General features: G+C 61.5%; 1 protein-coding gene. It reads left to right on the top strand.

The features are described 5' to 3' along the window. Nucleotides 1–24: 24 nt before the first annotated feature. On the top strand, nt 25–247 hold a 223-nt coding region (locus VPK24_RS14705; protein WP_393014465.1), incomplete at its 3' end, for a DUF3318 domain-containing protein.

Genomic DNA, 247 nt, shown 5'->3' with positions numbered 1-247 from the left:
CCCCGACCCCAGCGAGATTTGTTGATGTTGCGCCAATCCTGTTGGGTAATGGGGGTGCGCTGGGTTGAACCCAACTGGTATCAAGGGGCGGCCTTGGTGGGTTTGGCCAGCGCCGCTTGGCAAATTAGCCAAGGCGATGCATTGGGGGCGGTGGCTTCCGGTGGGCTGGCGGGCTTGGCCGGCTGGCAAATTTGGCGCAACAACCAGCGAACCGAGCGGGAATTGGAAGTGGATCTCGATGCGATCG

The organism is Limnothrix redekei LRLZ20PSL1 (genome assembly GCF_043235035.1).
Lineage (GTDB): Bacteria > Cyanobacteriota > Cyanobacteriia > CACIAM-69d > CACIAM-69d > CACIAM-69d.
The sequence above is the reverse complement of the archived record's forward strand: the minus strand, read 5'-3'. Positions and strand labels throughout refer to the sequence as shown.